The sequence below is a fragment of the Shewanella sp. SR1 genome (assembly GCF_020447145.1).
Classification (GTDB): domain Bacteria; phylum Pseudomonadota; class Gammaproteobacteria; order Enterobacterales; family Shewanellaceae; genus Shewanella; species Shewanella baltica.
Window position 1 is genome coordinate 229,441 of record NZ_JAJAEF010000002.1, and the last position, 13,667, is coordinate 243,107.

Annotated in this window: 10 protein-coding genes; 6 read left to right on the plus strand and 4 right to left on the minus strand. The window is 46.3% G+C overall.

All coding sequences use genetic code 11. From position 1 onward, the window contains the following. Window positions 1-92: 92 nt before the first annotated feature. Window positions 93-1,553: a 16S rRNA (cytosine(1407)-C(5))-methyltransferase RsmF gene (gene rsmF, locus KV201_RS02925; RefSeq protein WP_226058454.1), complete on the minus strand. Its 1,461-nt coding sequence runs from the start codon at window positions 1,551-1,553 to the stop codon at window positions 93-95. Between the two features lie 223 nt (window positions 1,554-1,776). Here rsmF and KV201_RS02930 point away from each other — a divergent pair, with 223 nt between their 5' ends. Then, on the plus strand, window positions 1,777-3,003 hold the full coding sequence (locus KV201_RS02930) for a nucleoside recognition domain-containing protein (protein WP_226058455.1): 1,227 nt from the start codon (window positions 1,777-1,779) through the stop codon (window positions 3,001-3,003). Window positions 3,004-3,144: 141 nt separating this feature from the next. Here the strand turns inward: KV201_RS02930 and KV201_RS02935 are convergent, their stop codons facing one another. The 3 genes from KV201_RS02935 to KV201_RS02945 are packed head-to-tail and all read right to left on the minus strand — an operon-like array spanning window position 3,145 to window position 7,022. After that, a complete protein-coding gene (locus KV201_RS02935) occupies window positions 3,145-5,784 on the minus strand; it encodes a PqiB family protein (protein WP_226058456.1) in 2,640 nt (879 codons plus the stop codon). Beyond that, a complete protein-coding gene (locus KV201_RS02940; protein ID WP_011846987.1) occupies window positions 5,771-6,388 on the minus strand; it encodes a paraquat-inducible protein A in 618 nt (205 codons plus the stop codon). The genes KV201_RS02935 and KV201_RS02940 overlap by 14 nt, the downstream gene beginning before the upstream one ends. 1 nt (window position 6,389) lies before the next feature. Continuing rightward, complete coding sequence (locus tag KV201_RS02945; protein ID WP_006081914.1) at window positions 6,390-7,022, minus strand: paraquat-inducible protein A; 633 nt, start codon at window positions 7,020-7,022, stop codon at window positions 6,390-6,392. A gap of 207 nt (window positions 7,023-7,229) precedes the next feature. On the opposite strand from KV201_RS02945, the gene KV201_RS02950 reads away from it, so the two are divergent. The 5 genes from KV201_RS02950 to pepN all read left to right on the plus strand — a co-directional run bounded on the left by KV201_RS02950 (window position 7,230) and on the right by pepN (window position 13,625). Then, a complete protein-coding gene (locus tag KV201_RS02950) occupies window positions 7,230-7,529 on the plus strand; it encodes a YebG family protein (RefSeq protein ID WP_006086275.1) in 300 nt (99 codons plus the stop codon). A gap of 17 nt (window positions 7,530-7,546) precedes the next feature. Further along, a complete protein-coding gene (locus KV201_RS02955) occupies window positions 7,547-8,005 on the plus strand; it encodes a GAF domain-containing protein (RefSeq protein ID WP_006081912.1) in 459 nt (152 codons plus the stop codon). A gap of 282 nt (window positions 8,006-8,287) precedes the next feature. After that, window positions 8,288-8,917, plus strand: a complete 630-nt coding sequence (gene proQ / locus KV201_RS02960; RefSeq protein WP_006081911.1) for an RNA chaperone ProQ — start codon at window positions 8,288-8,290, stop codon at window positions 8,915-8,917. A gap of 28 nt (window positions 8,918-8,945) precedes the next feature. Then, window positions 8,946-10,991, plus strand: a complete 2,046-nt coding sequence (prc, locus tag KV201_RS02965) for a carboxy terminal-processing peptidase (RefSeq protein WP_006081910.1) — start codon at window positions 8,946-8,948, stop codon at window positions 10,989-10,991. 84 nt (window positions 10,992-11,075) lie between these two features. Further along, the gene (pepN, locus tag KV201_RS02970; RefSeq protein WP_226058457.1) at window positions 11,076-13,625 is read left to right on the plus strand and encodes an aminopeptidase N; all 2,550 of its coding nucleotides are present in this window, start codon (window positions 11,076-11,078) and stop codon (window positions 13,623-13,625) included. Window positions 13,626-13,667 lie beyond the last annotated feature (42 nt).

Genomic DNA, 13,667 nt, shown 5'->3' on the forward strand with positions numbered 1-13,667 from the left:
TTTACAATAGACTCAGTGTAGTCGAGCTTTTGCCCTAGAGTCGCGTTCACCTTCCCCTTTTTTAGGTTATTTATCGCTAAAAAACAGCAGAACTATAACGATTTTGTCTGTTCTGGTAGCAATAACACTTTATCTTTCACTAAGTCTCTGGGCAGATTGTTTTTTAACTTATTACCTAAATGTTTCGCCATGCCTAACGGCGCGCCGCCATAACAGACGATCACTTCACCTTGGGCTTTGCCTGCGGTAGCTAAGGGAATATCTCGCCCCATCAAATACTCTTTGGCTTCAACATCGCTCACATCGACCGTTTTTGCCGTTGGGCTAAGTTGTTTTCCCGCTAAAGCAATAATCGCTTCATGGCGGACTTTAAAACCGTGCTTACTGTTATCGGCGAGTTTAATGCCAATACGCTGAAAGCGCATACGGCCGATAAAAGCATTGAATTCATGGGGAAATAGCCAGAATTCATCATCGCGAACCATGATGAGTTCGTCCGGTAAGCTGATGCCTAAATCCTGCTGAAAATAGTCTTTGATCCCTTGGGCTTGTTTCGCTGATGCGGTCGTGAAGGGGAAGTTTTTCTGCAGTTTAGGCTCAGGCTGTAACCGCGGCACAGAGGCAGTTTTTGTCAATTTAGCGACAAAGAAACCTTCACTGTCGTAAATCTGCGGCCAGACATGCAAGAAGCCTTCGGCAGTCGTGGCTCGCTCAGCGCCATCAAATAAATCGCTTAAGGATTCAAATTGCACGGCATCGCCGTAGACTTGCTTTAAATACTCGCACACGCCTTGGTTTTCGAGACGGTTTAAGGTGCAGGTCGAGTAGACCAAACTGCCGCCGGGTTTCAGGGCGAGAAACGCCGATTCGATTAAGGCTTTTTGGGTTTCGCTAATCGCCAACACATCGTCAAGACTCCAATGTTTTAACGCATCGGCGTCTTTACGCACTGTGCCTTCGCCGCCACAGGGCGCATCAATGAGCACGGCATCGAAACTTTCGTATAGGTATTCGCCAAACACACGGCCATCGAAATGGGTGAGAGCGCAGTGACTTGCGCCCATGCGCAGCACATTGGCGTGCAATACTTTCACGCGGCTCGCCGAATACTCATTCGCCACCAATAAACCTTGGTTTTGCATCAATGCGGCCATTTGCGTGGTTTTTGAACCCGGCGCAGAGGCGAGATCGAGTACGCACTGCCACTTTGCACTAGTCGTAAATGCACTAGGCGTAAAAAGTGCGGTTGGCGGCAACATAGAGCTGGCTTCTTGAATGTAGAATAAGCCCTGAATGTGCTCTAAGGCATTGCCGAGTTGTTCTTCTTCATCGTAGCTGATCCAAAATCCGTCTTCACACCAAGGAATAGGATCAAACGTCCAGCCCTTAGGTTGCATCAGAGTCTTAAAGTCGTCGCTGCTGATTTTTAAGGTATTGACCCGAATTGAACGTCTAAGCGGCCTGTCGCAGGCGGCAATAAACTCGTCCATGGATAAATGGGCGGGGAGTTCTTGGGTGATTGTATCGATAAAATTTTGATTTAATTGAACCATTGATTTCATTGAACCATAGGAAAATAGACTGTGTATCAACTGGCGCGAGTATATCATAATCCCTTATTGGGTCTGAGATTTTATCCCAAGTGCCTCAGCCGTTATGGTGATTTGAGGTTTATGCACAGACGATTGCCGCAATATTGCAATGAGTCGCCATAATGCTAGCACTCAGTAGCCATGAGCTAATAGAATAAAAACAAATAAAAATAAGGGGATTGGTGTGCTGAATCGCGTGTGGTTAGCTTTTTTTATCACGGCATTGCTGGCAATAGCGGTGCAACTGTTCAATGGGCACATAGAAGTCCTATCGGCTTCGGTCGCCGCATTATTTGCTAGCGCTAAGCTTGCCGCCGAAATTTCCCTTGGGCTGATTGGCGTACTTTCCCTGTGGATGGGATTGATGCAGGTGGGCGAGAAGGCCGGTGTGGTCAGCGCGATAGCCTTTGTGTTTGAGCCCTTACTGCGCCGCTTGATGCCAGAAGTGCCCAAGGGCCATCCCGCCTTTGGCAGTATCACGATGAATTTAACGGCGAATATTTTTGGTTTAGATAATGCCGCTACGCCGCTTGGTTTAAGGGCGATGCATGATTTGCAGAGTTTAAATCCGCTAAAAACCGTGGCGACCAATGCGCAAATCTTATTCTTAGTGCTCAATACTTCCTCTGTGACCTTAGTGCCTGTGACGGTATTCCTTTACCGTGCTCAGCAAGGTGCAGCCGCGCCTGCGGATATTTTCCTACCGATTTTACTGGCAACCTCGGCCTCGACATTGGCGGGCTTACTGGTAGTGGCGTTAGTGCAGCGGATTTCGTTATTGAACTCTGTGGTGCTCGGTTATGGCGCCTTAATGCTCTCTGGCCTAGTGGCGAGTGGTTTTTATCTGGTGACCTTAAGTGCTGAAGCAATTGGCACAGTGTCGACGGCAATGGGTAACGGTATCTTGCTGTTACTGGTTTTTACCTTTGTGATCGTTGCGGGCATCCGCAAGGTGGCGGTTTATGATGAGTTTATTGAAGGGGCGAAGGCGGGGTTTGCCCAATCTATCCAGCTGATCCCTTATTTGCTCGCCATGCTATTAGCGATTGGTTTACTGCGCGCATCCGGCGCCTTGGATTATCTGTTGCACTTGATTGCCAGTGGCGTGCGGATATTGGGTTTTGATACGCGTTTTGTCGATGCTATGCCGACCGCGCTGATGAAGCCTTTTAGTGGTTCAGGTGCCAGAGCCATGATGCTCGAGACAATGGATCATCACGGCGTCGATTCTTTTGCTGGCCGATTAGCGGCGATTTTTCAGGGCAGCACTGAAACTACTTTTTATGTTCTCGCCGTGTATTTTGGTTCTGTGGGTATTCGCCATGGCCGCCACGCCTTAGCCTGTGGGTTAACCGCGGATTTTGCAGGGATCAGCGCTGCGATTGCCGTTTGTTATTGGTTTTATGGATAAGGGGTTAGAGTGTTGAGCGACCTAGAATGTCTCAATAGAATTGCAAGGGAAGCTAAAAATAAATCAGGCGCATAATGCGCCTGATTTATTTTTAAGAGCTTTAATATTAGTGCGTTGGTGTAAGTATTTTGAAGAAAAGAATTACTGGGCGGGTGCCCATTCCTGCCATTCGTTTTCGGCTTTGTGTTGCAATCTTAATACTGTTCCTGCTGCTAAACGATTACTCTCTTGAGTCGTGTCCTTAGTCGCGACATTAATGCCGCCAGCGAGTAAAGTTTCCAGCGAGCCCGCTTCAATTTGCGCACCAGAGAATAGGCCAACATCGACTTTAATCCCTGAAGCATCCCAGAACTGACTGCTTTGATTCACTAAGTGACTGTACTGCGGCTCAATATGGGCTTGCATCAGCACGCTATTGCCCTGTGTCGACAGGTGATAACCATCGATTTGACCGACTTTGATACCTCGGAAGAAGATAGGTGTGCCGACTTTCATCGAGCCTAAGTTGTTATCTTCTAAGACGAATTTAAGCGCATCTTCGGCAACGTTGGCATAACTGCTGGCAGCGAGGTTGGCAACAAACTGGGTCGCTTTCTGATTGCTTGTACCCGGCAGTACACCGATATAAGGGCCAGTGATCAAGGTTTCTGGTGCTTTAATTCCTGCTAGAGAAATTTGCGCATCCACTAGATGATATTCACAGTCGCTGCGGCTGAAATGTTCGGCGTATTCGCCGTAGAGATAGGCCGTTGCAGTGAGAGTATTGAGATCGGCATTGAGCTTCACCTGCGACACTTCACCCACTTGATGACCTTGATAGCGAATCGCTGCTTTGGCCGTCAGTTTACTTGAAGCGGGTAAGGTGAGACGAATCGCCTGCGCCTGAGTTAATGCCAACTGCTTGTTCTCATAGAGTTTTAAGTTAGCTGCATTGCTGGCTTTGCCATTGCTATCAAGCAATCCCAGGCTGATGCTGCCCTTTAATGCTCCTTGAAGCGGCGCGACCGCAACATCAATACTAGCAAGACTGGCGCTAATATCCACGGCGCTGTTACGCCAGAACACATTCGGCTTTTTCAGCAAGGGCTGGAACTGTTTGTCGATAGCGAGCTTGATAGCAAAGTCTTCGGTCTTACTTTGCCAGTTCACTGAGTCAACTGTGCCAATTTGCATCTTTTTATAGTAAATCGGTGAGCCTTGGCTGACATCGGCGCCATCTTGACTGATTAAGGTCAGATGCACTTGTTGCTGACGATCATAGAAGGCTGTCGCGGCATCCACAGAACTAAACAAGGTGAGGGCACTGTTGGCGGCGAGTGGTGTATCGCTGTGGCCTTGGATCAAGCTAACCGCACCTTGAGTGAGCGTCGTAAAGTCCCTTGCTTTGACTGAAACGCCCTCTAGTGATGCTTTTACTGTTAATGCTGACTCAGGGACAAAATAGCTGTCGCTGCGAATTAGGCCAGCAAACTCAGGTTGTAACTCGAGTTGGTATTCCACCGCCGATAAATCTTTGGTTAACTTAACCGCAAGCACTGAGCCAATGGGGATTTGCTTAAAGCGAACTTCAGCGCCCGATGAAATGCCCATGTTTTCGGCTGAGGTTAAGGTCAAGAAACGCTTCTTCGATTGCAGTAAATCAGGTGCTTTGGCTTGTAAGGCAAAACTGCTTGGCATCGCCGTTTTAGTATTAATACCCGGCAGGAAGTTGATCACGCTGCCCGTTAGTAAACGCTCTGGATTTTTAATGCCTGAGAGGGAAATATCGGCACCTTCAAGCCAAAACACCCCGTCGTTAGTTAATAGTGAACCGTATTGAGGTTCAAACTTAGCCACAGCTATTACGCCATTGGCGGTGAGTTGCTTGCTTAAAATGCTGCCGATATTGATGCCGCGATAAACAATACGAGTGCCTTTGTCGACACCGTTAGCATCAGCCATGGTCAGGTTTATTTCTATGCCGCCAAGGGCTGTGGTTTCTGAATCATAAAGCGAAAAAATGTCACCGTTTTTGGCAATATCTGCTTTATCATCAGAGCTAAAACTCACGCCGCCAGCCAGAATGGATGCCAAACTCTCAGAGCTGACTTTAACCCCAGTCAGTGATGCATCAATTTTGACGCCGGAGACATTCCAAAAGTAGGAGTTTTTCTTCACTAATCGCGCGTATTGCTCTTGAATAAAAGCGCTGATGATGACTCTTTGATTGCCATCTAAACGATAGCTGACCACACTGCCCACGGGGATTTGGCGGAAAAATATTGGCGAGCCAACATCGAGCGAACCGAGTTTGTCTGAGGTCAATTCGATCATCACACCTTCTGAGCCGATTTGCATCGGCGGCGGTTGGCGCTCAGCCTCGAAGAAGGTTGACGCATTGCCTTTACCCGGTTGAATCGCAATGTAGTTACCTGAGAACAGTGCATCTAAGCCTTCAACACCTGTGATACTGGCCTTAGGGGTGACCAGCCAGAAGAGAGTTTCCTTATTTAAGAAAGGCTTAGCACGGTAGTCCATCATGACTTTAACGTTTACGCCCTTGAGATCTTCATCTATTCCTATGTCTTTGACTTTACCGACAGTCAAGCCTTGGTATTTGACTAAGGTTTTACCTACATCAATCCCAGTTGCACTCGGAAAGTGAATTTGAATTTCAACGCCCGATTCTTTAATACTCTTAATGCCCAGCCACGCACCCAATGCCAACGCGACAATAGGCAGCAGCCAAATGGGCGAAAAGAGTTTTTTCTTTACAACTTTCGGCGATTCAATTTGTGTCATCTTGAGGTTCCAATCGATCCCAGAGTAAACGAGTGTCTAACACTTTTGCGGCTAACTGAGTTAACAGAATAACCAAGGCAAATGCGGTCGCTGCAGGCGCGGGTTTAGCGTCGAGTAGTTGTCCCATATTCACTAATGCCACTGTGATTGAGATGACAAATAAATCGAGCATTGACCAACGACCAATCCATTCGATGATGTGAAAACCCACCATCAATTTCTTTTTTGAAATCGGAATATCAAAGCTGATCGCACACAGATAAATGGATAAGCCGATGATTTTAATCCATGGCACTAAAATACTGGCAGTAAAAACTATCACGGCAATGGGCAACATATCTGAATGCACTAGATGCAAAATGCCCGAAAAAATGGTGTCGTGCCGCACTTGCCCTTGGTTGGTCAGCATAGTGATAGGGTAAATGTTGGCAGGCACCAGCAAGATGGCAGCGGTAATCAACAAAGCCCAACTTTTTTGCAGGCTGGAATAGTCCCTGACCTGCAACTCAGCTTCACAGCGCTGGCAGTGGGTGAGGTCACTACTATTGAGCTGGCGGCAGACCTTACACAGACACAGGCCGATATCTTTACCTTGTTGCTTCATATCAGCGATGACCTTCCAATAAAGTCCACATGTGCTCTAAGTCGTACTCTCGTTGAAGAAATAAAGTCACGAGAAACAACATAGTGAAGCAAAATGTGCCCATACCAAAATAAATATCCGAAAAATCAGAAAGCTGGAACGATGAAACCAAAAAGCTGATCACATAAATTTCCAGCATAGTGAGCTGCGACAATACGCCATGAAACTTCAATAATTGCTTTAATGAGTTACGCCAAAAAAGACGACTCAGTCCCCATTTCACAATCAAAATCTGCGTCAGTATCGACAACAGTAATAAGCCTGGACCAATCACAGCGGCGGCAAGCACAGCTAAACCAACGACCCAATAACCTTGGTCAAATACCGCAAACGCGCCCTGAAAAACCGTGGTGGTGCGAATGCTGCCGAAAAAGTGAATTTCGAGTACGGGTAAAAAATTGGCAGGAAAATAAAATACTAGTGCCGAGATACATAGGGCGAGCATGCCATTTACAGAGCAGTAAGGAGTGTCATAAAGTGCAGTGCTGCAACGGGGGCAAAGGGCTCTGACACCGCTTGGCAAGGCACGTTTGCGGACTGCTAAATCGCAGGAACGGCAAAGGATTACTGAATTTTCTGCTGCGTTTTCATGCATATAAAAATATATATTAGCCTAAATAGGAGTAATAACAGCGAGATCGGTGCAAAGTGTAGTGCTAATCAGCCGTTCTGCACAGTCTAGCGCTTTATAATCTTGGCAACGAAAGTACGCTAATAATATCAGATTAATCAGAACACTTGCATCACAAGTTCAATCTATGTCACTCTAGTTACTGTATATAAAAACAGTGCGAGGGCAGTCATGGCAGTAATAACACAGTTTGTCGTGGTCAGAGAAGGGGTTGAAAAGATGACATTCACATCTAAGAAGGAGGCTGATGCCTACGATAAGATGCTCGATATCGCCGATAACCTTATCCCCTTCATTCAAAAAGCTGATTTAGGTATAGATGAAAGCGTGGGCGAAAAGCTCGCATTCTATTTTGCTAACAATAAAGATGAGCTGACGAACTTGCTTAAAGGTGTCGTTCAGGTTAATAGTACGCCAACGAATCCACCTGTTGCGAAAAAAACGGCTAAAAAGACCGAAGCAGCAGAATAAAATTGTTAGGAAATGTAATGAAATCGAAATTTTATGAGTCACTTAACCGTCAAGCCTTGGCCTTGTTGGAAGGGGAAGACGACCTTGTTGCGGCAATGGCGAATTTTTCAGCCTTACTCAATGATAATTTAACTGAGCTGAACTGGGTGGGATTCTACGTTATGCGTGGCGAACAACTCGTATTAGGCCCATTTCAAGGTAAAGTGGCTTGTACACGTATTCCGTTAGGAAAAGGCGTGTGTGGTACGGCGGCATTCACCAATCAAACCCAGCGAGTGGCCGATGTTCATCAATTTGATGGCCATATTGCCTGTGATTCTGCCAGTAATTCTGAAATCGTTGTGCCAGTTTGTGCTCAAGGTAACGTGGTTGCCGTGCTCGATATTGACAGCCCAATCTTCGATCGTTTCGACGAAGAAGACCAAAAGGGGCTGGAATTACTGGTTAAAAGTTTTGAAAACTGCCTATTTGATTAATTTGCGTACAATAACGCATAATTCATAGTCGCAATCGGTGGCGTGCGCCTTATAATATGCGCCTGCACGCATTAAGCTGGTTTGATTGGCATGCAATGAATAAGCTTAGTGTTTTGAGCTGTAAAAATTTGTTAAGGTATATTTTTTTTAACTTTAGTAAACGCGGCTAGGATGCTAATTTGTACGTTGACTCAATATTGAGTTTAACGAAGATAAACGACACGTAAGAAGTTGATATATATCACCTCGAATCGATGTCCCTTTTTGACTGTGGAAGTAATGATGGAATCAACAGAAAAGTTGACCGACACCAATGCAATTTTGGCGTATTTGTATGAAACATTTCCTTTGTGCTTTATTGCTGAAGGTGAAACTAAGCCATTAAAAATCGGATTGTTTCAAGATTTGGCTGAAAGGTTGGCTGATGATTCTAAAGTCAGTAAAACTCAGCTCAGAGTTGCCTTAAGACGTTACACCAGCAGCTGGCGCTATTTAAAGTGCGTTAAAGCGGGCGCACAACGCGTTAATCTGGATGGCGAACCTTGCGGCGAGTTAGAGCAAGAGCACATTGACCATGCTCAAGCCATGTTGAAAGAAAGTCAGGATAAAGCGAAAGCGAAACGTGCAGCACTCGCACCTAAGCCTGCGGCGAAGAAAGCACCTAAAAAGGTGGCTGTTCCTCAACGTGCTAAAACTGAGCGTCCTGCTAAGCCTGCGCCTAAAGCAGCAGCGCCAGTCGTAAATTATGTCCAAGCACAATTGACTGATTTAACGAAAAAACAACGCGTCAATGTTAAGTTAGGTATGACACCCGTAGCCGGTGTGATTACTGATATTAACAAGGAAGATATTCATGTTCAGCTTGATAGTGGCCTAACGATTAAAGTTAGAGCAGAACATATCCTGCTGTAATCATTTTTTAAAACGGAGTAACTTGTTGATGCGAAAACTCACTTTGGCTACCTCGATCGCCACTGTTTTTGTCGGATTCTCGGCTTGGGCCGTACCACCCACGATTCAAATCAGCGAGTTACCCACTCTCAAGCAGGAAGCGCAACATAAGGTCGCGAGCAAAAGGGTAACGGACTTATACACTCGTTCGCACTATCATAGATTTAATCTTGATGATGCCTTTTCTACGCAAATTTTTGACCGTTACCTGCAGCAGTTAGACTATCGCCGCAATGTGTTAACCCAAGCGGATGTCGATAGCTTTAAACCTTATGCTACCCAATTCGATGACATGCTCAGTTCTGGTGAACTTGAGCCTGCCTATAAAATGTTTGATATCGTCCAAAAGCGTCGTTATGAAGGCTTTGTCTATGCTTTATCCCTACTGGATAAAGAGATGGATTTCTCCGCCCCCGGCGATGCCTATGAGTACGACCGTGACGATGCGGCATGGCCAAAAGATCAAGCCGAGATCAATGAGTTATGGCGTCAACGTGTTAAATACGATGCGCTAAATCTGAAACTCACAGGTAAAAAATGGCCTGAGATTGTTGAGATCTTGCAAAAGCGTTACAACAACGCCATCAAACGTTTGACTCAAACCAACAGTGAAGACGTGTTCCAAGGCGTGATGAATGCCTTCTCACGTAGCATTGAGCCGCATACGAGTTACCTGTCACCACGCAATGCTGAACGTTTCCAAATGGAAATGAATTTAAGCCTTGAAGGGATTGGTGCTCAACTGCAACTTGAAGACGATTACACTGTGATTAAAAGCTTAATTGCTGGCGGCCCTGCGGCTGGCAGCGAAAAACTGTCGCCAGAAGACAAGATTGTCGGCGTCGGTCAAGAAGGCGGTGAAATTGTTGATGTGATCGGCTGGCGTTTAGACGACGTGGTTGATCTGATCAAAGGACCTAAGGGCAGTAAAGTCGTACTGCAAATTTTACCGAAGAAAGGCGGTTCGAATGCTAAGCCATTCGACGTTACCTTAGTACGCGATAAAATTCGTCTTGAAGACAGAGCGGCAACCTCTAAGGTGATTGAACCTAAAGATGGCGAGTACGCTAATCGCAAAGTCGGTGTGATCCATATTCCTGGTTTCTACATGAATCTGTCACAGGACGTTGAAAAAGAGCTAGTGAAGTTAAACGAAGCCAAAGTTGAAGGCATAGTCATCGACCTTAGAGGTAACGGTGGTGGTGCATTAACAGAAGCCGTGTTGCTGACGGGACTCTTTATCGATATGGGTCCTGTGGTGCAAATTCGTGATGCCGATGGCCGTGTGTCTGCGCACCGTGATAACGATGGCAAAACCAGTTATGCGGGCCCGTTGACTGTGATGGTTGACCGTTACAGTGCTTCAGCCTCTGAGATTTTTGCTGCTGCGCTACAAGATTACGACCGCGCGCTAATTGTCGGTGAATCTAGCTTTGGTAAAGGTACAGTGCAGCAGCATAAGAGCTTAGGCCGTATCTATGATATGTATGAAAAGCCAATTGGCCATGTGCAATACACGATTCAAAAGTTCTATCGGATCAATGGCGGCAGCACACAGCTTAAAGGTGTGACACCAAACATTGCTTACCCAAGTGCGTTAGAGCCAGGTGAGTACGGCGAAGCTGAAGAGAAAAATGCCTTGCCTTGGGATAAAGTGCCAATGGCACAATATGGCACGCTCAATGATGTGACGCCTGAGTTAGTGACTAGCCTTGAGGCCAAGCACCTTAACCGCATCAAAAGCAGTGTAGAGTTTGCTTATATCAATCAAGATATTGCCGACTTTAAAAAGCACCACAAAGAGAAGACAGTTTCTCTGGTTGAAAGTGAGCGCATTGCCTCCCGCGAAGCCGATGAGAAGAAAGTCCTCGATAGAACGAACGAGCGCCGAGTCGCCAATGGTTTAGCACCGGTTAAATCCATGGAAGACATTAAAGACGACGCCGAATTGCCAGACGCATTTTTAGATGAAACGGCTTATATCACTTTAGATATGGCTGATGCGCAAAAACTGGCTAAAACTAGTGCTAAGTAGGCGCTAGTCGAGTCGATTTATCCAATATCAAAACGCGCTTATGGCGCGTTTTTTCTTATTTAGATCAGCGTTAAAGGGATCGAAATGACACAAGCTCAAGCAAAATACTTAAAAGATTATCAAGCGCCACTCTTCACGATAGACACGATCGACTTAGCCTTTAATCTGGCGGGCAATGAGACTCATGTGGAGGCGATAAGTCGGGTAAAACGCGCTTCTAAGCATGCCCAAGCTTTAGTATTGGATGGCGAAGACTTAACTGTGGTCTCGTTGACGGTTGACGGTGAAGCAGTGCCTTATCATGTTAGCGCGGGTCAATTAGTCTTAGAAACGGCGCTTGATGAGTTTGAGCTGAACATCGTCACTAAGCTCGATCCCGAGGCCAATTCGAGCCTTGAAGGCCTATATATGTCCGATGGTGCCTACTGCACGCAATGTGAGGCTGAGGGCTTTAGACGGATCACTTATTTCCTCGACCGTCCCGATGTATTAGCCAAATATACTGTGCGCATCGAAGCCGATAGAGCCGCATTCCCGTTTTTACTGAGTAACGGGAATTTGATTGATCAAGGCGAATTAGAGGGCGGTCGCCATTATGTTTGCTGGCAAGATCCGTTTCCAAAACCGGCTTACTTGTTTGCCTTAGTCGCTGGCGATTTTGATCTGTTGCAAGATGAGTTCATTACCCGCAGTCGCCGTAAAGTGATCCTGCAAGTGTTCGTCGATAAAGGTAATTTACATAAAGCACACCATGCGATGGCATCGCTGAAAAAATCCATGGCATGGGATGAGAGTCGTTTTGACCTCGAGTACGATTTAGATATTTACATGATAGTTGCCGTCGACTTTTTCAATATGGGAGCGATGGAAAACAAAGGCTTAAATATCTTCAACACTAAATATGTGCTTGCAGATACGTTAACGGCTACCGACGAGGATTATCACGGTATTGAATCGGTGGTAGGCCATGAGTATTTCCATAATTGGACCGGAAACCGCGTGACGTGCCGTGATTGGTTCCAGCTAAGTTTAAAAGAAGGCTTAACGGTTTTTCGCGATCAAGAATTCAGCTCCGATTTAGGCTCACGCGCTGTGAATCGAATTCACGCAATCAAAGTGATCAAGAATCAGCAATTTGCCGAAGATTCTGGCCCTATGTCCCATCCCATTCGTCCAGAATCTGTGATTGAGATGAATAATTTCTATACAGTCACTGTGTATAACAAGGGCGCTGAAGTGATCCGCATGATGCACACTTTGCTTGGCGAAGAAAAGTTTCAAGCGGGGATGAAACTGTATTTTAAACGCCACGATGGCCAAGCGGTCACCTGCGATGATTTTGTGGCGGCAATGGAAGATGCCAGCGGCGTAGATTTAACCCAATTCCGTTTATGGTATAGCCAAGCGGGCACGCCGATTGTGACTGCGATGGACAGTTTCGATGCGCTAACGGGCATTTACCAATTAACCCTTAAACAAAGTTTAGCGAACTGTGCATCACCCTTGCATATCCCGTTCAGCATCGAACTCTTAGATGCCAAGGGCCACTCTTTAGTGAATGAAGTTCTCGACTTTACTCAGGCTGAACAAGTGTTTAGTTTTGAGGGATTAAGTCATAAACCGGTGGCTTCGTTACTACAAAACTTCTCCGCGCCCGTTAAATTGCAATATCGATTCAATGTGGATCAACTGGTTCACTTGATGCGTTTTGCCAGCAGCGAAGTGGCGCGATGGGAAGCCTCAGTGACCTTAGTGAGCCAAGCGATTTGGCAGAATGTCGCGAGTTTACAGCAGCAACAAGCCATGACACTCGATCCCCGCGTGCGCGATAGTTTTAAAGGCGTGTTGTTAGACACTGAACTTGACCCAGCATTGATTGCCGAAATCTTAGCCATACCTACGGCATCTGCTTTGATTGAGCAAACAGAGAGCGTTGATCTCGATGCGTTAGCCTTGGCCCGTGAATTTGTGTTAACAGAGCTTGCTTCACACTCTGAAGATGAATTGATCGCGCTCTATCGCTCTTTGGTACCAGTCGATAGCACGCAGGCAAGAGCGCTTAAAAATCAGTGTTTAACGTGGTTAGCACGGGTGTCGGATGAGGCAGAAGCGTTAGTGATTTCCCAGTTTGATAAAGCCAGCAATATGACAGATTCCCTCGGCGCACTGACTGCGGCGAACGTGGGCGATTTGCCTTGTCGCGATGAGCTGATGACCGCATTTGAGCTGCGTTGGCAGGACACGCCATTGGTAATGGATAAATGGTTTATGTTGCAAGCGACTCGTAATGCAGAAGATGTGATTGAACGTCTGCGTCAATTACAGCAGCACAAGCGTTTTAGTATGAGTAATCCAAACCGAGTGCGCGCGTTAGTGGGCAGTTTTGCGGCGGGTAATATTTACCAATTCCACCGTCAAGATGGTAAGGGTTATGCTTTCTTAACCGAATACTTAATTACCCTTAATAAGCTCAATCCGCAGGTCGCGGCACGCATGGTGACGCCATTGATCCAGTTCCATAAATTCGACTTAGGCCGTCAAACCTTAATAAAAGCCTGTTTAGGGCAACTTTTGGCTTTACCTGACTTATCTAAGGATATGTACGAAAAAGTCTCTAAGGCATTGGCAAAATAGCGGTTTGTAGGAGGAGGGCGGCAATCGATGCCGCCCTGATAT

Bases quoted from the DNA above. Each gene is read 5' to 3' on its own strand.
- rsmF (WP_226058454.1), bottom strand. From the start codon at position 1,553: ATGGTTCAATTAAATCAAAATTTTATCGATACAATCACCCAAGAACTC.
- KV201_RS02935 (WP_226058456.1), bottom strand. From the start codon at position 5,784: ATGACACAAATTGAATCGCCGAAAGTTGTAAAGAAAAAACTCTTTTCG.
- KV201_RS02940 (WP_011846987.1), bottom strand. From the start codon at position 6,388: ATGAAGCAACAAGGTAAAGATATCGGCCTGTGTCTGTGTAAGGTCTGC.
- KV201_RS02945 (WP_006081914.1), bottom strand. From the start codon at position 7,022: ATGCATGAAAACGCAGCAGAAAATTCAGTAATCCTTTGCCGTTCCTGC.
- KV201_RS02950 (WP_006086275.1), top strand. From the start codon at position 7,230: ATGGCAGTAATAACACAGTTTGTCGTGGTCAGAGAAGGGGTTGAAAAG.
- KV201_RS02955 (WP_006081912.1), top strand. From the start codon at position 7,547: ATGAAATCGAAATTTTATGAGTCACTTAACCGTCAAGCCTTGGCCTTG.
- proQ (WP_006081911.1), top strand. From the start codon at position 8,288: ATGGAATCAACAGAAAAGTTGACCGACACCAATGCAATTTTGGCGTAT.
- prc (WP_006081910.1), top strand. From the start codon at position 8,946: ATGCGAAAACTCACTTTGGCTACCTCGATCGCCACTGTTTTTGTCGGA.
- pepN (WP_226058457.1), top strand. From the start codon at position 11,076: ATGACACAAGCTCAAGCAAAATACTTAAAAGATTATCAAGCGCCACTC.